Below are 18,532 nucleotides of genomic sequence, written 5' to 3'. Positions count from 1 at the left end.
ATACGACCACAATCGACACAGAATCGCGGTCGACGCTGGCAACGTCTGCCACATCGACCGGAGCATCGGCGAGGAAGGATGACGGGAATGCCCGTGAGTTGGATGCGTGTGGTCGCCGTTGTGTTCGCCGTGAGTTGGGGTGCGAACCAGTTCGCTCCGATGCAGCTGGTGTACCGGGACACGTCCGGCCTGACGAGCACCGCGTTCACCGCGATGCTCGGCACGTATGCGCTGGGGTTGATTCCGTCGTTACTGTACTTCGGAAGACTCTCGGATCGAGTCGGTCGCCGCGCGATCGTCCGACCGATGGTCGGCGTCGCGATGGTGTCGACGGTGATTCTCGCTCTCGGCGCCGACATGCCCGGCCTGCTGTATCTCGGTCGCGTGCTGGCCGGTGTCGCGTCCGGCATGGCCTTCACCGCAGGCGGTGCCTGGATCAAGGAACTCAGCGACAGTCCAGGCGCAGGTGCGCGTCGTACCGCGGTCGCGTTGTCGGCGGGCTTCGGCTGCGGAGCATTGTTCGCTGGACTCATCGCACAGTGGCTACCGATGCCCGACGTACTGCCCTATCTGGTCCACCTGGTGATGATGGTCGCCACGGGCGCATCGGTGTGGCGCGTCCCCGAGACACGGGCGCGCGCAGTCGAACGGAAGGCGCCCACGGCAGGCGTCGTCGGCCAGAGCTGGTTCATCGCCGGTGTCGCACCATGGGCGCCGTGGGTATTCGGCACGGCGACAGTCGCTTTCGCGACCTTGCCGCCGCACGTCTCCGACGTCACCGGCTCCTTGTCCGTCGCGGTTACCGGAGCCGTCGCTGCACTGACGCTCTGGACCGGCGTCGCCGTGCAGCCGACGGCTCGGCGCTTGGCCGGCCGAGGGGCCATGATCCCCGTCGCCACCGGAGTCACATTCGGCTGCGTCGGTTTCGCTTCGGCAGCAGCGGCATTGGCGACTACTGGCGCGGTGTCGCTCGGACTGATCGTTCTCGCGTGTGTGCTGCTGGGTAGCTGCTACGGCATGCTGCTCGTCTCCGGACTGATGATCGTCGAGAACAACATCCCGGTGGGCGGCGATCTCTCCAGCGCCGTAGCGGTGTACTACTGCTTCGTCTACCTCGGCTTTGCGGTACCTCTACTGCTGTCACTGGCCGCCCCGACTCTCGGCCTCACCGTTGCCGCGGTCCTCATGGTCGGAGGCTTCGCCGTGGCACGTACTCGCCGCTCGTGAGCGGACATCTAGGCCCTGGCGTGCTGGGAGCGGAGCCTGCGGACTGACCCGCAGGCTCCGTTCCGCTCACGTGGGGTCAGGCGATGAAGCCGGCCAGAGCTTCGTTGAACGTCTTGCTCGGACGCATGACGGCGGCGGTGGCTTCCTGGTCGGGGAAGTAGTATCCGCCGATGTCCACGGCTGTGCCCTGAGCGTCGTTGAGCTCCTTGACGATCTGATCTTCGTTCTCCGCCAGGACCTTTGCCAGTGGCTCGAAGTGCTTCGCCAGATCCGCGTCCTCGGTCTGTGCGGCGAGCTCCTCGGCCCAGTACAGGGCGAGGTAGAACTGGCTTCCGCGGTTGTCGAGTTCGCCGGTCGAGCGCGACGGGCCCTTGCTGTTCTCGAGGAGCTTTCCGGTGGCAGCGTCGAGTGCCTTGCCGAGAACCGTTGCCTTGCCGCCGGTCTTGGTGCCGAGGTCTTCGAGGCTGACCGCGAGGGCGAGGTACTCACCCAGCGAGTCCCACCGGAGGTGGTTCTCCTCGATGAGCTGCTTGACGTGCTTCGGAGCCGAGCCGCCTGCACCGGTCTCGTACAGTCCGCCGCCTGCCATCAGGGGAACGATGGAGAGCATCTTGGCGGACGTGCCGAGCTCGAGGATCGGGAACAGGTCGGTCAGGTAGTCGCGGAGGATGTTGCCCGTCGCGGAGATGGTGTCCAGCCCGCGGATGAGGCGCTCCATCGTGTAGCGGATGGCGCGGACCTGCGACATGATCTGGATGTCCAGACCCTCGGTGTCGTGATCCTTCAGGTACTTGCGCACCTTGCCGATCAGCTCGTTCTCGTGCGGGCGGTACGGGTCCAGCCAGAAGACGACCGGCATGCCGGACTCACGGGTGCGGCGCACCGCCAGAGCGACCCAGTCGCGGATCGGCGCATCCTTGACGATGCACAGACGCCAGATGTCACCCTCTTCGACGTCCTGAGTCAGCAGGACCTCACCTGTCGCCAGGTCGGTGATGTTCGCGACGCCACCCTCGGGGACCTCGAAAGTCTTGTCGTGCGAGCCGTACTCTTCGGCCTTCTGCGCCATCAGACCGACGTTGGGAACGGTGCCCATCGTGGTGGGGTCGAACGCCCCGTTGGTCTTGCAGAAGTTGATCATCTCCTGGTAGATCCGGAAGAACGTCGACTCGGGGCTGACTGCCTTGGTGTCCTTCGGCCGTCCGTCCGCTCCCCACATCTTGCCGCCGCTGCGAATCATCGCGGGCATGGATGCGTCGACGATGACGTCGCTGGGCGAATGGAAGTTGGAGATGCCGCGTGCCGAGTCGACCATGGCCAGCTCGGGGCGCTTCTCGTGGCACTTGTGCAGATCGTCGATGATCTCCTCACGCTGTGCGCTGGGGAGGGACTCGATCTTGCTGTAGAGATCCGAGAGGCCGTTGTTGACGTTGACGCCGAGCTCCTCGAACAGCTCGCCGTGCTTGGCGAACGCGTCCTTGTAGAAGACCTTCACCGCGTGACCGAAGACGATGGGGTGCGACACCCGCATCATCGTGGCCTTGACGTGCAGAGAGAACATGATGCCCGTCTTGTAGGCGTCCTCCATCTGCTCTTCGTAGAACTCGATGAGCGCCTTCTTGCTCATGAACATGCTGTCGATGACGTCGCCGTCGGTCAGCGACACCTTCTCCTTGAGGACGACGGTCTTGCCGCTCTCGGTCAGCAGCTCCATCTTCACCTCACGGTCGCCGTCGACCGTCATCGACTTCTCGCCGTGGTAGAAGTCGCCGTGACGCATGTGTGCGACGTGCGTGCGCGACGCGGGCGACCATTCACCCATGCTGTGCGGGTGCTTGCGGGCGTATTCCTTCACGGCCTTCGGTGCGCGGCGATCCGAGTTGCCTTCACGCAGAACAGGGTTCACTGCACTGCCGAGACACTTGGTGTAGCGGTCGCGGATCTCGCGCTCTTCGTCGGTCTTCGGGTTGCCCGGGTAATCCGGGATGGCGTAGCCCTTGTCCTGCAGCTCCTTGATGGCTGCGAGCAACTGAGGGACCGAGGCGCTGATGTTCGGCAGCTTGATGATGTTGGTGTCGGGGTCCTGGGTGAGGCGCCCGAGCTCGGCCAGGTTGTCCGTGACGCGCTGGTCTTCGTTCAGGTAATCGGGGAACTCGGCGAGGATGCGGCTGGCGACAGAGATGTCACTGGATTCGACGTTGATCTCGGCCGCGCTGGCAAAAGCACGTATGACCGGCAGAAACGCGTGAGTCGCCAGCATCGGCGCCTCGTCGGTCAGGGTGTAGATGATGGTCGGCTGTTTTGCTGTCATGTTCGCCTTTGCCTCTGTTTCAACGTCGTCTTTTGGATGCGTCCACCTCCAACTTTAAACTTGCCGACGCGAGTCCGTGCGGGGCAGTGTTGGGTACGGCTTAGTTACCCATCGGTAGCCCCGTCGGCGTCGCCGAGCAGGGCCTGCTCGTCACCCCTCGGCAGTGCGAGAACGCAGTTTTCGGTACCCGGCCGCGGATTTTATGACCACAACTACGGTGGCGACGAAGACCGCCGCGAGCAACACCCAGAACGCAACGGTCACGTCCGGCGCCCACAACCACATCGCCGACAACGTCCCGCCCGCCAAAGCCGGGACACCGATCAGGGCGCCGACGATCAGCGCCCCTCCCACCACGACAGCGGCGACGCTCCGAACGATCGCACCCACAGCAGAGCGCTCTCTCGTTCCACGCACGACCGACCATCCCGATGCCGCCAGCAGAGCAGTCGCGAGTCCGAGCAGGGTGCCCAACACCGCCGGCGCCATCGACGACGGCAGATCCGACGCGGACCCGTCGAGCACCTGAGTCGTCACGTTTCTGCCGACGGCCGCCACACGCTCGGCCTCGATCTCGCCATACCGGTTGGTGGCCAGCACGATTGCGCGGTCCTCCCCCGGCACCAGCGCGACGTAGGTGTAGTAGCCGGGCACCGCACCCGAGTGCCACCACACGTCGTGACCATCGATGTCCTCGTTGTACAGACCGTCGCCGTACGCCGTGCCGTGACCGGTCTCGGCCACCACGGGATCGCCCAGGTTGTCCAGCCGCCACGACGCGTACCGGCCGAGGTCCTCGATCGTCCCGGCCAGGTATCCGTAACCGAGCCCAGCCGAATCCACGCCCACGTCCACCGACCTGGAGGTCCCGAAGAACGGAACGTGACCGTCCGGGACGGCCGCGGTGAAGGCGTCGGGATCGGTGATGGTGCCCGACGCGCCCGCAGGATCGAGAACGTACCGGCGGACGGCATCCGCATACTGCCCGGCGGAGACCTGCTCGACCACGGCCTGCACGAGCAGATAGTTGAGGCTCGAATACCGGAACGTGCCTCGCGCGCCCATTCCGCTCGGTTGCGGTATCGACGCCAGAACATCCGACGCGGATTCCCGACGGGTCCAGTCGTCGGTGACCGAGACGTCGTGCGGTAGCCCACTGGTGTGACGAACCAGGTCGCCGACGGTGACCTGCGGGTCACCGAGCAGGTGCTCGGCCTGCGGCAGGACGTCGACGACGACGGTGTCGTCCTGGAGAAGGCCGTCACGCTCCAGCCCTCGAACCGTGGCTGCCGCGAGCTGTTTCGACACCGAACCCCACACGAAGGGGGCGCCGGCATCCGGCCCCGACGAGGCGTCGTCGACGAGCCCGTCGGAATCGACGATCTGCACGGAGATACTCGGCGCCCCGATGTCCGAGGCCCATCGCTCGACCTGTTGCTGCAGTGAGGGCGGCGGATCAGCGTGGGCGAACATCGTCGCCCCGGAGGCCAACAGGAGGAGCAGAACTACCAGGAACCCACGTCGAACAGCCGTCACCGCACTCGCTCCCACCCGAAGTCGTTTGCCCCTCGAATCTTGACGGCGTAGCAATCCGAGCGCAACCCTCGGCCCACCCAGTGGGCCCGCACCCGTCGGACCAGCAGTTATCATGGTTCGGATAGTTCAAAACTTGTCCAGTTCAGGAGGCCTCATGATCGAGGACCCTGACTTCGACACGGAAGTGAACACGTCCTGGACAGTGTTCGCTGCCCGTCTGGGCCGGTATCTCGACGGCATGCGCGCACCCCAGACCCTCACCCTTCTGTCGGACTCGGTCTGGCAGGTGAGCGGACTGTCGGTGGTTCTCGCCAAGGACCGTGACATCGTCGACGCGGTGGCGCACGTCCCCAGGTCGCTGCTCGACGCACGTACTGCGGAGGAGCGAACGACCCTCGCGTACGCCCGGTGGCGCGCCGGCCCGGCCCGGTCGCACTCGGACGGCACGGAGCTCAGGATCAGCGGCAACGGCGCGCCGATTGCCCGCACGGTCATGACACTGTTCCGGGATTTCGGACGGATCAGCCACCCATCGTTCCTGGCGCTCGACGCCACCGGCGCTTCGCCGGGTTGGATCCTCGACGGAGGCCGAGCCCGAACGGACGATGATCTGACCTCGCGAGTGTTCGCCGTGCTGGGACCTGTGGCCGTCGACCGCCTCGTCCGCGGCGCGCACATCCGAGTACTCGACGACGAGGCCGTCGTCGAGTACTCGGCAACCTACACCGGGGAGCCGCCCACACCTGCGTCGATACTTCGGTTGGCAGAATCGTGGCCCGACATGGCATTTCGCGTCGCGCCCGACGCGGTTGCCGTGGTGGCGCGCGTCGATTGCTCTCCGTTGGTCGAGGAACACCTGGTCCGAAAAACTCGTATGTTCCTTCGATTTCTCGACGAGGCAGGCGCCCGCTTGACGAACCGCGAATCACGGAGCGCAAGCCGTCGACGCTGAGGTTACTCTCCTCCGAAAGTGTCGTTCCCCTGGGCCGCGGACACGACCAGGTTGTTCGCGGTGAGGCTCGATCCGGACTTGACGGCCTCGATCCAGTCCGACGTCGACGCCACCGCGGCGAAGTTGGACTGATAGAGCACCATCAACGTGCTGTGCAGATCCTCTGCCGACACCGTGCCGGCCTCGTTCGCGAGATTGATCGCGCCGGTGGCGTCGGAGAGGATCTCAGCGCTGACATCGAGCGCCTCCGCACCGGCTGCCGTGGCCAGGTCGCAGTTGTTGGTCATGTATCCGACGATCGTGATCGTGTCGATCCGGTTGGCTGTCAACCACTCCGCGACGGAGGTTCCCTCGAACACGCTGCTGAACTTCTTCTCGACGCGTTCGAACGTAGGTTGTACCAGCGCAGCGATCCGCGGATGGAGTTCCCAGGTGGGTGTGCCCTTGACGAATGCGGGCGACCCTTCCGGCATCTCGTGCTGCACGATCGCAACCGGAATATCCTGCGAGGCAGCAACTTCGATGGCGCTGGCAATGTTGGCCAGCGACTCCTCGCGCGGTGGGTACTGAATTTTCAGTACACCGTCGAAGTACTCCTGCTGGACGTCGACGACGATCAGCGCGCGGCGTGGTGCAGTCATGGTCATCCTCCTCGTGTTGGGTAGCTCCGATTCTTCAGCCTGATTCTTGCGCCGACGAGTGGCACGGATGCATACTTTCGATGACTTTGCGCCACAGTTGGAGGGGTATGAAGATTGCGCTGTACGCATTCGATGGAATCACCATGTTCCATCTCGCCGCGCCGCTCATGGTGTTCGGCGAGGTCACTCGACTCGACGAGGCGCAGGACTGGCAAACGCGCGTGTGGTCGGACGATGCACAGCAGGTAAGGACGGCCGAGGGCTACTCGTTGGGTGACCTCGCGGGACCCGAGGCAATCGAATGGGCGGACATCGTGATCGTCCCGTCCTGGCCGGTGTCCCTGCCGCCTGTCGACGTCGAACTCGGCTCACGCATACGACAAGCTCATCGGCGCGGCGCAGAGGTCGCCGGACTGTGCCTCGGCTCCTTTGCGATTGCCGACACAGGCATCCTCGCGGGCCGCCCGGCCGTCACGCACTGGACCAAGATGGCGGAACTGCAAGCGAGGACCACCCAGACACAACCCGACTCCTCGGTGCTCTACGTGGACCACGGCGACGTCCTCACGTCGGCGGGAACCGCGTCGTCGATCGATGCGTGCCTGCACATCGTCCGCAAGCACCTCGGATCCGCCGCGGCCACCTCCGTCGCGCGCAGCCTCGTCGTCGCACCCCACCGCGAGGGCGGTCAAGCCCAGTACATCGAGCGGCCCGTCACGCACGCCGAGGACACGACCATCGCCGACGTCCTGGAGTGGGCTCTTGCACGCCTGCACGAGCCTCTACCGATCGACCGGCTAGCCGAACGTGCGCACATGAGCCGGCGGAGCTTCATCCGGCAGTTCCAGTCGGCAACCGGAACCACGCCCGCACGGTGGGTGCTGGATCGACGCCTCGACGAAGCCAGGAGCCTGCTGGAGACGACGACGAAATCCATCGACGACGTCGCGACTGCCTGCGGATTCGGCAGCACGGTGACCTTTCGCCAGAACTTCGCTTCGGCGTTCGCGGTTGCACCCACGACATACCGAAAACAGTTCGCCCCCAGGCGGTAGCGGGCTCGCTCACTCCCCTCGAGCTCGGCGACGATCCTCCTCCGAGAAGCCCTGCACCGGGGGCGCCCCCATCACCGAGGCGCGCTTGCGACTCTGATAGCTCGCCACCGAATCGAACGCGGACGTGACGCCCACGGTGGTGGACACGTACGTCATGGACTTGTCACGGGCGAAGCCGAGGCCGGTGCCCACGTCCACTGCATCGATGTTGGCGCCGAGAAACACGAAGTCCCACTGATAGTCCCGCTCCTGCTGTTCGATGAGGGTGCGAACAGCCGTGTTGCTCCACTCCTTGCTCGCGTTCTCGTGACCGTCGGTCATCACGAGGAAGGTGACGGAACCAGGACGCTCGTCCTCGGGTGTTGCTGCGAGCTCCGAGCCCACATCGGTGATGAGTCGGCCGATGGCGTCGTACAGCGCCGTCATGCCCCGAGGCTCGAGCACGAGAGGCGGAACCGAATCGATCGGTTGCGAGCTGTAGACCATGTCGTAGCGATCGTCGAACTGCGCAAGAGTGACCACCGTGTCACCCTCGTGCGCACGCTCTTTCGCGATGAACGAGTCGAAACCACCGCGAGTGTCATCGGCAATGGCGTTCATGGAACCCGAGCGGTCGAGCAACGCGGCCACCAGAGACAACTGTGGATTCGTCAAAGAAAACCTCCTGAGAAAGTGCGCGGACTCGCGCGGGTGAAGCTGATGAGAAGAACCGTACCGAGGGGTACCGACACGTTTGCCCGCTATTCTCGGACAAGGCAAAACGGACACCACGACGAGTAGGCAAATTTCATGGCGATCGACTACACCCGCAAGCCTTCGACCCCGGCAACGCCCGCAGTGAGCCTGAGCAAGGTGACGCTGTCCAAGTCGGCGCCCTCGGTGAACCTGACGAAGGCGGGCGAGTCACAGGGCACGATGCGTGTCAATTTGAACTGGTCGACGGGTGCGGCCCCCGCACCGAAGAAGAAGGGCTTTCTGGCGAAGCTGGCCGCGGCGTCCTACGGGACCGGCGGCGTCGACCTCGACCTCGGCTGCCTCTACGAACTCGCCGACGGCTCCAAGGGCGTCATTCAGGCGCTCGGCAACAGCTTCGGCGCGGTCGATCGCGCTCCGTACATCGCACTGGACGGTGACGATCGCTCGGGCACTGTCGTCGGCGGCGAGAACATGCACATCAACCTCGCCCGCCCCGAGATGTTCAAGCGGGTCCTGATCTTCGCGATGATCTACGAGGGCGCCCCCAACTGGGCCGCAGTCGACGGCGTCGTCACCCTGTTCCCGACCTCGGGTCCACAGGTCGAGGTGAAGCTCGAATCGGACAGCAACTCCGCTCGAATTTGCGCAATTGCGTTGCTGGAGAGCGGGAAACAGGGAGTCACCGTAACCCGCTTGGTGGAATACATCCAGGGCAGCCAGTCGGATCTCGACAAGAAGTACGGCTGGGGCATGAAATGGGCTGCGGGACGAAAGTAGCCGAAGGCGATCGTCCCGCCCCGCGTGGATTCGAGGTTCTACGTCAGCTGGTGCTCGTCGAACGCGGGCTGCTCGGCCGGCTCCTCGGTGACACTGTAGGCAAGGTGACCACCGATGACGCCGCCGAGACCGGCGGCGGTGAGTCCGGCGAGCGCGAGACCCTTCGCGGCTCCGTCCGTGCGACGGCGTCGACGGAGGAACGAGCCGAGAAACAGGAACACGCCGGTGGCGTTCGCTCCCGCATGGATGATCCCGACTCGGCGTGCACGTGGGCCGCGGGTGGACCAGTCACCCCACCCGGTGGCAATGGTTGCGGGCGCCGACAGCAGACCGAGCCCGATCAGCCGCTGAGCGGCCTTCGACTCGAAGCCGACGAGGTCGAGCACGACGGCGCTCGTCCACGCGCCGACCGTGACGTTCACCAATGCGGGGTGGATGGGGTGGCCCACGAACGACCCGCGTAGGAGCCCACCGACCACTGTGTCGTCGAGTGCGGGCTTCAGGACGCCGTTGATCGCATCGCTCTCCTTGTCCAGGAAGGACGCATCTTCGAGGCTGTTCAATACTCCGGGGAGGCTCATGTGATCTCGCCTACCCCGCGGATCACGACGTCAACCTCTGGGTTGGCTAACCACACTGCCCGTCGTACACGCCAGCGGCGAGGACTAGCTGTACTGATCCCTATGTGAGGGTCAGGCCACCTCCAACGCCTGCGTCACGTTCGTCAGCGCAGCAACCGACTTCCAGTCGATCACTGCCGCGCAGTTACGTTCGAGCAACGCCAGGATCAGTCGGTTGACGACGTCGTTGTCCGGTAGAACGTCGATCGCCGCCAAGGTGATGTACAGGCCGCTGAGGAGTTGGATCTGGTAATCACACGTTGCTTTGTCGATGCTGTATCCCGATGCACGCTCGGCGAACACGTCGACGTACCGCTGCAGCAGCCGCCTTTCGATGATTCGCCTGTCGTCCGTCGCAACACTTCCGGACATGAAATAACCGACGTCGTACATGGGATTGCGCAGGCCCGTCACCTGCCAATCGATGAGGATCGCGGCCGGGACAGCACCCGAGGTGTCGAACAGAATGTTGTCCACCCGCGGGTCTCCGTGAGTGAAGGTGAGTCTGCGTTGCGGAAGCCGGTACCAGTCTCGTACGAGCGCGGTGGCCTCCGAAACAGCGATCAGCGATTCCCGAGGTAGGTCTTCGGCGAATCGACGTAACGCAGCCTGCGCGCCTCTCTCGGCAGCAGCGGACCAGTATTCACACACGTCGCCGAGACGGATCATCCACCCCGGAGCCGTTGCGTCGGTGAGTGGGAAGAACTCCGAATGCAGCCGAGCCAGTTCCACGATCACGGATTCTGCTTCCACCGGGCCGCACCCCGCGATCTGATTGCCCGCAGTCGTCGTGGTGCTCAAATCCTCCATCACGAGGTTGATGGTGGTCTCGTCGCCTGTCACCCAGTACTTCAGCGGAATTCGGCACGCGTGACGCTCCGAGATATCGACGTACGCTCCGATCTCCCGGTGATAAGCGCCGCTCCGCAAACCGTGAGCATGTACACCGGGATCACTCGGCTTCAGTTTGACGACGAGCGACTTCGGTGCCTCGCCCGCCGCACCGGAGTACTCGATCGCCACGCGAACCGTGTCACTGACGTTTCCGGCGCCGATGGGGGCAGCCGACACGGAGGCGACATCGACACCCGGAATTCCGGCGTACCGAAGGACCGACTGAATCCACGCGGAATCGATTTCCGCGACAGTGTCCAACAATCGTGGTTCGACTGTACTCATGACCATGATCCTTCGAAGTAGTCGGAATTCCAGACGTCGGTGATGACACCGCCGTCAGCTTTGAAAATCTCTATGCCGCACAGCTTCTCGCCTGTTGCACGACGGACTGCATTCCACGTCAACGACGCATGGGTGTCGTCGCCGACCAGGGTCACCACAGAGAACTCCGGCTCGTGAGCTGCGAGATCGGCCTCGATCCGCGCGAGCTGTTGGTCTCGGTTCAGTGCGGTGACCGACCCAGCCGCGTGGCGCACCATCGGATCACCGCAGATCTCGTACACCAGCTGAAGTTGCCGATCGTTGTAGAGCTCGAAGAGGTACCTCTCGACCAGTCGAACGGCGTTCATGCGGACACCGCAGCATTCGAGAAGACCGACACCGTCGACCGAAGTTCCGACGGCGTTGCACCGTGCAGGATCACCCCGTCGACGCCCAGGTCGAATTGATGCCGGACCAGATCTGCGCACCGCTGCGGTGAACCCGTTGCCGCACAGTCCAGCCACTCGGCAGGGATGACCTTCGCCAGTTCCGAGAATGTGTCGGTGTCGCCTACCGCGTCGGCCCATCCGGGTAGGTTTCGTACTACGGCCGAGCGACGGAACTCCTCGAGCTTCGCCGAATCCCACCGGTTGGTCGACACCAACAGGTCGCCGTACACCTGCAGGTAGGTTGCGATGCGGCCGACGGTCTTCTTCAGCATCGTCTGCTCGTCGATCTCGTCGCTGACCGTGGCATAGCAGGACCACACCTGCACACTGTTCGGATCGCGGCCTGCGTGCTCGGCCGCGTCCCGCACCGCCTTCACCGACCGCACGACGGTCTCGTCGGAGAAGAACGTGTGCAGGACCACCACGTCGTACGCCCGGCCCGCCATCGCAAGTGTCCGGTCTCCGAACGCAGTCGTCGCCAGCGGAATGTCCTCGTCGAAGGTGGGATCCAAAGACAGAGCTGGATACTTCCCCAGCGGACCGTCGTAATCCAGGATCTTCTCGCCTCGCCACAACCGACGCATGACGTGCGCGAACTCCTCGAGCTGCCCTGTGGTGGTCTGCTTCAGCCCCATCGCCGCGATCTGCGGCACGAGTCCACGACCGACACCGAGAGTGAACCGGCCGCCGGTCAGTCGGTGCATGGTCGATCCGAACGCAGCGGTGATCGACGGATGGCGGGTGTTGATGTTGGTGGCAGCCGTCGTGACACCGATGGTCGACGTGACCGCGCCCGCAGCACCCGACAATGCGCACGCTTCCTTGACGTTGAGGCGCTCGGAGATGAATGCCTGCCCGATGCCCATGGCCTCGGCCTCGGCCAACTCGTCGAGCATGGTTCTCGGGCTCTCGACGTGGCCGCCCAGCGTGTAGAAACCCAATCGATCGACGCGCGGCTCAGACATGGACAGCCTGCTTCGACTGTTCGATGATCCTCGCCAGCGCATCGTGGTCACGAGCATGGGCCAGCGAATTCGCGACCATCGACACGAACAGGTCGTCACCCCGCTCGGTTCGAACGACGAGCATCGCTGCCGCGACACCGATGACCAAGTTCTGGAACGTCCCGATCGGATAGTCACGCAGCAAGTCGTCGAAGCCGTAGTTCGCGACGCCGAGGGCACGAAGCTCGTCGTGATAGACCTTCAGCAGAGCCGCTTCGTTCGCCCGGCGGGTGTCCTGATCGAGTGCACCACCGACGAAGTACGCGACATCGACTGTGCCCGGGGCGAATATCACTGTCTGCCAATCCAACACTGCCAACGAAACGTCACCACCCGCCGCGTCGAACAACACATTGTCCGGACGGAAGTCTCCGTGCTGAACAGTGAAGGGGACGGTCCGCAGCGCCGCGTAGTAGTCGGCTATGTGCTCGGTGAACGCGCGCCCCAACGCGAGGTCCTCGGCAGTGAGCCTGTCACGATATCTCTCCTCGAACCCCGCCCACCACAACGGCATCATGTCGACGAACCTGGCCCAGTAGGTGCCGGAAATGTCGAGCCACGGGTTGCCGTCGAGTTCGGCGGATCCCCAGAACGGAGCGTGGATGCGCGCCGCCTCGACGACGGCGAGCGTCGTCTCCTCGACGGTGCATCCGCGAATCTGGTCACCGGGTCGCGCGGGGCTGAGGTCCTCCAGCACGAGCACGAACTCTGTTCGATTGGAATCGATCTCGGCGTGATGACAGACCGGGACTCGCACTTTCAGACGAGGGGCGATGTCCTGGTAGAAGCGGACCTCGCGAAGATAGTTCATCTCCGTCCGTCCCGCGGACCGACTCTGCTCGTTCTCGGAACTGACCTTCAACACGAACGACGACGGCGCGTCGGTCGATCCCGAGTACGTCGGAGTCACTTGGATGCTGTCGGCAACCTGACCGGTCCCGATGGGACGTGCATCGACGGCGGTGACGGTCAGCATGGGGTCGAGCAGGCCGGCGTCGTGCAGAACCTCGTCGATCCAGCTGGGACATATGTCCGATGCGTGCATGTGGGGCCGCCTCCTAGAGAACCGTCACGGTTCCGGTCGAACCGTCCACTTCGATCTGGGCACCGTCGGCAATGCGGACGGTTGCGTCCGTCGCCGACACGATGCACGGGATACCCAGCTCGCGACTGACGATCGCGGCATGGGAGAACGGGGCACCGACGTCGACCACCACTGCCGCGGCCGTGACGAACAACGGCGTCCACGACGGGTCCGTGATGGGCGCGACGAGAATGTCGCCCGCCTCGAGTGCCGACGGATCGTCCGGTGAGAGCAGCACACGGGCTCGGCCGCGGGCGATTCCGGTACATCCGGAGACACCGACGATCGACTCCCCCTGCCCCAGCAGAGTGCTGCGCCGGTCGGCTCGGAGCGGCCACTCCTCGACCGGTGGAGCTGTGCCGTCGACGACGAAAGGCGGCTGACGGTCGAACAGGTCCAGATACGTCCTCTCACGGTCGGCGAGAGTGGAGGTGAGCGTCGCGGGATCCGAGAGGTAGGTGTCGATCTCGTCGGCGAACAGCATGAAGATGTGCTTCACTTCGATCAGCGAGCCCGCGGCCACACCGCGCCGGCCCAGTTCGAGTGCAGCAAGCCGAATCTCGTGCATCAGCATCGCGGCCGTCGTGCGTCCGCGTTCGCGGCCTCGCATCCAGAGTGCGGCAGCGTTCAGCACAGCTTCGAACTGTCCCGACGCCTCCGCGTCCGCGGCAAGGGCTTCACGCACCAGTGCCGATGCGGCCTCCCGTTGGGAAGCACGCTCTGCGGTCTTCGTCTCCGGAGCCTCGGATTCGTCGACGTGACGCATCCTGTCGATCGTGCCGAGCGCCAGAGCAGGATTCACTCCCCACGTGGTGGCGCGGATCTCCCACTCGGCGGGACCGCGGAAGTCCCAGTCCGTCAGGAAGTCGTCGAGCTCGCGGGTGAACGCCACGACATCGGAATCGTCGGAAGCGCTCAGACGCTCGTACAACTCTGCGACACCTGCGTCGAAGAGCTCGGCGATCTGCGGCTTCTGCGCGAGGCGGCCCAGGTTCCACATCCTGATCGACGGCAGTGCCGAGTCGATGTTCCCGATCCCCGCGACGAGAGTGAGAGCAAGTTCGGGGCGGCCGATCGCTTCCGTCAGCTGCGCCATGGCACCCAGGCCGACACCCGACTTGAGGCTGGCTTCGATGTGGTGCTTGAAGAGACGACGCAGCAGTGTCTCGAACGAGCGCATGCGCGAGAACAATTCGGCGTCGGACAGCGTGGCCAAGTCGGGACGCTCCGCTCGGATTCGCTCCACCTCGACGCGGTCTGCGTCGTACGCGGCGAGATCGGTGGCGCCGAGCACCTGCTCGCCGAGCCACTGCCCGGCCTTGGCCTCGTACTCCGCGTTCTCGTCGAAGTCGCGGCGTTCGCTCTCGTAGCTGGGAATTCCCGGCATGTCTCCGAAGTACTGCAGATCGACAGCCTCCGCGGACATCCCCGGGACGCGAACACCGAACAACCGCATCAGGGACATGTTGATGTAGAGGTAGCTCCCGAAGGCCGGCAGGATGTTCATGGGGACGGTCTCGTCGTAGAGGTCCTTGTCCCACACTCCGCAGGCCACGAAGGCGTCGCGCCAACCCGGTTCCAGTCCGTGCTGAAATCCGACCGATGCATTCAGTGGGCTGATGGGGTCCGGGAAGATCTCACCGACGTTGGCCCGCGAGTACAGCGGAAACACCTTGGACGTTGCGTCGTTGATCGGCCACTCGGCCATGTCGTACCTCTTTCGTCGAGACGGTCTTCCGTGCGGGCGATCCCGTCGAAGCCTTCGTCGTACCGAATGGTTAGCGAACGTGTATTCACAGTATTATGTGACTGCGATCACGGTGTCAATAGTCTTTCCGCGGATTCCGGACGCCATTCGCCCCGCTGTTCAGTGGTCCACACCCGAAAGCTGGACAAAAGTGCGAACACTAAGTCACTATCGGTGGACGATCACTAGTGCACCCACTTTTCTGCCGGGTGCGCGAAAGGGGAACTGCGATGCGCATTCTGGTCACCAACGACGACGGAATCGACGCGCCCGGCTTGTCGACCGTGGCACAGGCACTCGTCCGAGCAGGACACGAGATCGTCGTCGGCGCTCCCATGACGGAGAGCAGTGGAAGCGGAACGTCGCTCGGCACGCTGGAACACGGCGCAGTCGTCGCCGTCGAACCACGGACGCTTCCAGGACTTCCGACAGTGGAAGCGTTCGCGTTCGACTGCCCGCCTGCATTCGCAGTCCTCGCGTTCTGCGCAGGACAGTTCGGTCCGCAGCCGGATCTCGTGGTCAGTGGTATCAATCCCGGCCACAACACCGGCAGATCCGTACTTTTCTCGTCCACCGTGGGCGCTGTACTGACGGCTCGAATCGCCGGCATAGGCGGGGTGGCCGTCAGCTGCGGTTTCCCTCCCGACCACCGGTTCGACACGGCAGCCGAGGTCGCAGTTCGAGTCGTGCGGTGGATAGAGGAGAACGACGCGCACCGAATGACACTGAACGTGAATGTCCCGGACGTGGACTTCGACCAGTTGCGCGGCCTCTGCGTCGCATCCCTCGGCGCACGCAGCCTGCTCGGACTGAGAATCACTCGAGTGGACGGCGGAGTGGAACTGTTGCGTTACGACAACACAAGCGGTTTGAGCATGGGTACCGATGCGGCGACGGTTCGAGCCGGCTCGGTCGCGGTGACTGCACTCACGTCCGTCGGGTCCGACGACGATGTCGCCGCCACGACCCTGGGTACAGTCGTCGACGTGTTGAAGACCGCGGGCGCTACGCGCTGGTGAGTGGAAATGCGCACCAGGGTGCGCATTTCCACTCACATGCCGCGAAGCGGCCTACTCGTCCTGCTCACCACGTTTCCGGCCGGACACCATGATCAGGTCCTGGTGCAGTTCCATCCAGATGTCGTGGTAGCTGTCGTACATCGGCCTCGCGAACGCAGCGCGATCACCGCCCTCGATCCGCGTCAGCGCCGCCGACAGCCTGGAGGAATACAACCCCATGCGAGGGTCCTCCACCCCCAACGGTTCCAGCGCTTCGACGATCTCGACGTGGACGGCAGCCAGATCGTTCACGACGCCGGAGTCGTAGTCCGGATCCGAGTGGTCGTTCGGCGTCGTCTCGTCGCGCATCTGCCACTCATTACAGATCTGCTTGAATCGCCTGTTCAGCGGCAGGAACACGTGATGAAACTCCGCGACCGCCGGGCCCGGATGCACCGCACCCAGCAACTCGGCATGGAGTTCCTTCCCGACCGGAGTCAGCATCGTCCCGCTCATCCGCCCCTCCTTCCGCACGACCAGATGATCCTGGAGGAGCGGCTCCAGCCGCGACGCAAGTACGTCAGGGGCAAGTCCGACCATCGCGGCCAGGACCGGATCCGTCGCCAGTCCCTTGATTCGGATGGAATGCAGAATCGAGAACGATTCCTGCGCAGTGGTCGTCATGAGTGCCCTCCTGTAGAAGCGAATTCGTCTTTCAATGCACGCTTGTTCAACTTGCCGGTCGGCAACCGAGGGAGCCTCGCGACGAACTCCACGACCCGCGGAGTCTTGTAGTGGGCCAATCGGTCCCGGCAGTACGCGATGAGGTCGGCCTCGGTGACCGCAGTGTCGGCCAGCTCGACGACAGCTTTGACCCGTTCACCGAATTCCGCGTCGGGAATGCCGAAGACTGCCGCATCGAGAACACCCGGGTGTCCGACGAGTACTGCCTCGATCTCGTCGGGATAGATGTTGACACCCCCGGAGATGATCATGAAACCCTTGCGCCCGACCAGATAGAGGAAGCCGTCGACGTCGACGTATCCGACGTCGCCCATCTGTTTCCACCCGCTGGAGTCGGCCGCATTCGTGTAGGACTGCGCCGTAACGGGTTCGAACCAGACAGTTCCCACCTGCCCGGCAACCACTTCGACACCGTCGTCGTCGGTGATGTGCACCGCCGTCGATCCGAGCGGCTTACCCACCGAACCGGGATGCGTCCTGGCGTCCATCGGGGAGATGTACGTATGCCCGTAACCCTCGGAAGCCCCGTAATACTCGTGCAGAATCGGCCCCCACCACCGATCGATTCCGTTCTTGACGTCGACGGAGCACGGAGCACCCGACGTGAACGCGACCCGATGAGATGCCGGACGGTAACGATCGGCGCCCTGAAGGTTCAGCAACCGGACGAGCATCGTCGGCACCCACTGCGAGTGCGTCACACCGTAGGCCCCGATCGCATCCAACGCATCCGCGGCGTCGAACTTCTCCATACAGACGATCGTTCCGCCCGCCGCCAGCGTGATGAGCTGGAAGGTGAACGGCGCTGCGTGATAGTTCGGTGCGGGTGACAACAGCACCGTGTCCGCGTCGATCTCCAACTTGTCGACGAGACCTGCATGTCGCGGCGGGGCATCCTCCGGGTGCACTCCGAGAAGAGACTGACGAAAGACCTTGGGACGACCGGTTGTTCCGCCACTGAACAGCACCCGCGCACCGAGCAGTTCACCGTCGACCGGAGTCTCGGGCCGCCCGTCGAGCGTGCTCGCGAGGTGTTCGAAACCGGGAACGTCGTCGACGCACAAGCGCAGCGGGCGTTGCCCTGCGGATTCCAATGCTCCTGCCACCGTCGATGCCAGTCCTGCACTGGTGACGACACACGCGGGCTCCGCTTCGGACACCAGAGCCGCCAGCTCCGTCGCCTGGAGATGCCAGTTCACCGGCGTCACGAACATCCCGGTACGCATCCCGGCAGCGACGACGACGGGCCAGTGGAGATTGTTCTCCATCACGATGACGACGGTGTCGCCGCTGCTCAGGCCGTGCTCACGCCATCTGTGTGCCAGTTGATTGGACCGGGCATCGAGCTCGCCGTACGTCAGCGACGCACCTGAACCCGCCATGACGTAGGCCAGGTCGTCCGGTCTGTCCCGGGCAATGCTCGGTGGGTACACCTGAAACCTCGTTTGCGAATAGTCGGTCACTAACGTTTTCAAGATATGCGCACGTCACTTTTTTCACAAGATGTGGTTCACACCACTTTGAAAGTGTGGT

The 18,532-nt window shown here is 64.1% G+C and carries 17 protein-coding genes; 5 read left to right on the top strand and 12 right to left on the bottom strand.

Going from position 1 to position 18,532, the window contains the following annotated elements; all coding sequences use genetic code 11:
• Positions 1–78: 78 nt before the first annotated feature.
• Positions 79–1,227: an MFS transporter gene (locus H292_RS0121950; protein ID WP_020112748.1), complete on the top strand. Its 1,149-nt coding sequence runs from the start codon at positions 79–81 to the stop codon at positions 1,225–1,227.
• A gap of 76 nt (positions 1,228–1,303) precedes the next feature.
• On the opposite strand, the gene H292_RS0121945 is transcribed toward H292_RS0121950, so the two are convergent.
• Both H292_RS0121945 and H292_RS0121940 read right to left on the bottom strand, forming a co-directional pair.
• Entirely contained in the window at positions 1,304–3,538 is a 2,235-nt protein-coding gene (locus H292_RS0121945) for an NADP-dependent isocitrate dehydrogenase (RefSeq protein ID WP_020112747.1), read from the bottom strand.
• Positions 3,539–3,688: 150 nt separating this feature from the next.
• The gene (locus H292_RS0121940; protein WP_231383885.1) at positions 3,689–5,074 is read right to left on the bottom strand and encodes a serine hydrolase domain-containing protein; all 1,386 of its coding nucleotides are present in this window, start codon (positions 5,072–5,074) and stop codon (positions 3,689–3,691) included.
• Positions 5,075–5,228: 154 nt separating this feature from the next.
• On the opposite strand from H292_RS0121940, the gene H292_RS0121935 reads away from it, so the two are divergent.
• Positions 5,229–6,026 (top strand): T3SS (YopN, CesT) and YbjN peptide-binding chaperone 1, encoded by a 798-nt coding sequence (locus H292_RS0121935; protein WP_020112745.1) that lies wholly within the window; start codon positions 5,229–5,231, stop codon positions 6,024–6,026.
• A 2-nt stretch (positions 6,027–6,028) separates the two neighbouring features.
• Here the strand turns inward: H292_RS0121935 and H292_RS0121930 are convergent, their stop codons facing one another.
• On the bottom strand, positions 6,029–6,667 hold the full coding sequence (locus H292_RS0121930) for an isochorismatase family protein (RefSeq protein ID WP_026347465.1): 639 nt from the start codon (positions 6,665–6,667) through the stop codon (positions 6,029–6,031).
• A gap of 107 nt (positions 6,668–6,774) precedes the next feature.
• Between H292_RS0121930 and H292_RS0121925 the strand changes: the two genes are divergently transcribed.
• Positions 6,775–7,722: a GlxA family transcriptional regulator gene (locus H292_RS0121925; protein WP_020112744.1), complete on the top strand. Its 948-nt coding sequence runs from the start codon at positions 6,775–6,777 to the stop codon at positions 7,720–7,722.
• Between the two features lie 9 nt (positions 7,723–7,731).
• Here the strand turns inward: H292_RS0121925 and H292_RS0121920 are convergent, their stop codons facing one another.
• Complete coding sequence (locus tag H292_RS0121920) at positions 7,732–8,376, bottom strand: VWA domain-containing protein (protein ID WP_026347464.1); 645 nt, start codon at positions 8,374–8,376, stop codon at positions 7,732–7,734.
• A 135-nt stretch (positions 8,377–8,511) separates the two neighbouring features.
• Here H292_RS0121920 and H292_RS0121915 point away from each other — a divergent pair, with 135 nt between their 5' ends.
• On the top strand, positions 8,512–9,195 hold the full coding sequence (locus H292_RS0121915) for a TerD family protein (RefSeq protein ID WP_020112743.1): 684 nt from the start codon (positions 8,512–8,514) through the stop codon (positions 9,193–9,195).
• Between the two features lie 38 nt (positions 9,196–9,233).
• On the opposite strand, the gene H292_RS0121910 is transcribed toward H292_RS0121915, so the two are convergent.
• From H292_RS0121910 to H292_RS0121885, 6 genes are all read right to left on the bottom strand, one after another.
• A complete protein-coding gene (locus H292_RS0121910; RefSeq protein ID WP_019663287.1) occupies positions 9,234–9,776 on the bottom strand; it encodes a DUF2231 domain-containing protein in 543 nt (180 codons plus the stop codon).
• A gap of 111 nt (positions 9,777–9,887) precedes the next feature.
• On the bottom strand, positions 9,888–10,994 hold the full coding sequence (locus H292_RS0121905; protein ID WP_020112742.1) for a phosphotransferase family protein: 1,107 nt from the start codon (positions 10,992–10,994) through the stop codon (positions 9,888–9,890).
• A complete protein-coding gene (locus H292_RS0121900) occupies positions 10,991–11,341 on the bottom strand; it encodes a hypothetical protein (protein ID WP_020112741.1) in 351 nt (116 codons plus the stop codon). The genes H292_RS0121905 and H292_RS0121900 overlap by 4 nt, the downstream gene beginning before the upstream one ends.
• A complete protein-coding gene (locus tag H292_RS0121895; RefSeq protein WP_020112740.1) occupies positions 11,338–12,387 on the bottom strand; it encodes a TIGR03857 family LLM class F420-dependent oxidoreductase in 1,050 nt (349 codons plus the stop codon). The genes H292_RS0121900 and H292_RS0121895 overlap by 4 nt, the downstream gene beginning before the upstream one ends.
• A complete protein-coding gene (locus tag H292_RS0121890; protein WP_020112739.1) occupies positions 12,380–13,471 on the bottom strand; it encodes a phosphotransferase in 1,092 nt (363 codons plus the stop codon). Before H292_RS0121890 ends, H292_RS0121895 begins: the two co-directional genes overlap by 8 nt.
• A gap of 13 nt (positions 13,472–13,484) precedes the next feature.
• On the bottom strand, positions 13,485–15,218 hold the full coding sequence (locus H292_RS0121885; RefSeq protein ID WP_019663282.1) for a PEP-utilizing enzyme: 1,734 nt from the start codon (positions 15,216–15,218) through the stop codon (positions 13,485–13,487).
• A 269-nt stretch (positions 15,219–15,487) separates the two neighbouring features.
• Between H292_RS0121885 and surE the strand changes: the two genes are divergently transcribed.
• Complete coding sequence (gene surE / locus H292_RS0121880) at positions 15,488–16,276, top strand: 5'/3'-nucleotidase SurE (RefSeq protein ID WP_027498975.1); 789 nt, start codon at positions 15,488–15,490, stop codon at positions 16,274–16,276.
• 51 nt (positions 16,277–16,327) lie between these two features.
• On the opposite strand, the gene H292_RS0121875 is transcribed toward surE, so the two are convergent.
• Together H292_RS0121875 and H292_RS0121870 are read right to left on the bottom strand one after the other, a co-directional pair.
• A complete protein-coding gene (locus H292_RS0121875) occupies positions 16,328–16,939 on the bottom strand; it encodes a hypothetical protein (RefSeq protein ID WP_020112737.1) in 612 nt (203 codons plus the stop codon).
• Complete coding sequence (locus H292_RS0121870; protein WP_020112736.1) at positions 16,936–18,432, bottom strand: AMP-binding protein; 1,497 nt, start codon at positions 18,430–18,432, stop codon at positions 16,936–16,938. The genes H292_RS0121875 and H292_RS0121870 overlap by 4 nt, the downstream gene beginning before the upstream one ends.
• Positions 18,433–18,532: the final 100 nt, after the last annotated feature.

It is taken from the genome of Rhodococcus sp. 114MFTsu3.1 (assembly GCF_000383555.1).
Taxonomy (GTDB): Bacteria; Actinomycetota; Actinomycetes; order Mycobacteriales; family Mycobacteriaceae; genus Rhodococcoides; species Rhodococcoides fascians_E.
Note: the sequence above shows the minus strand (reverse complement) of the source record. Positions and strands in the feature narration are given on the sequence as shown.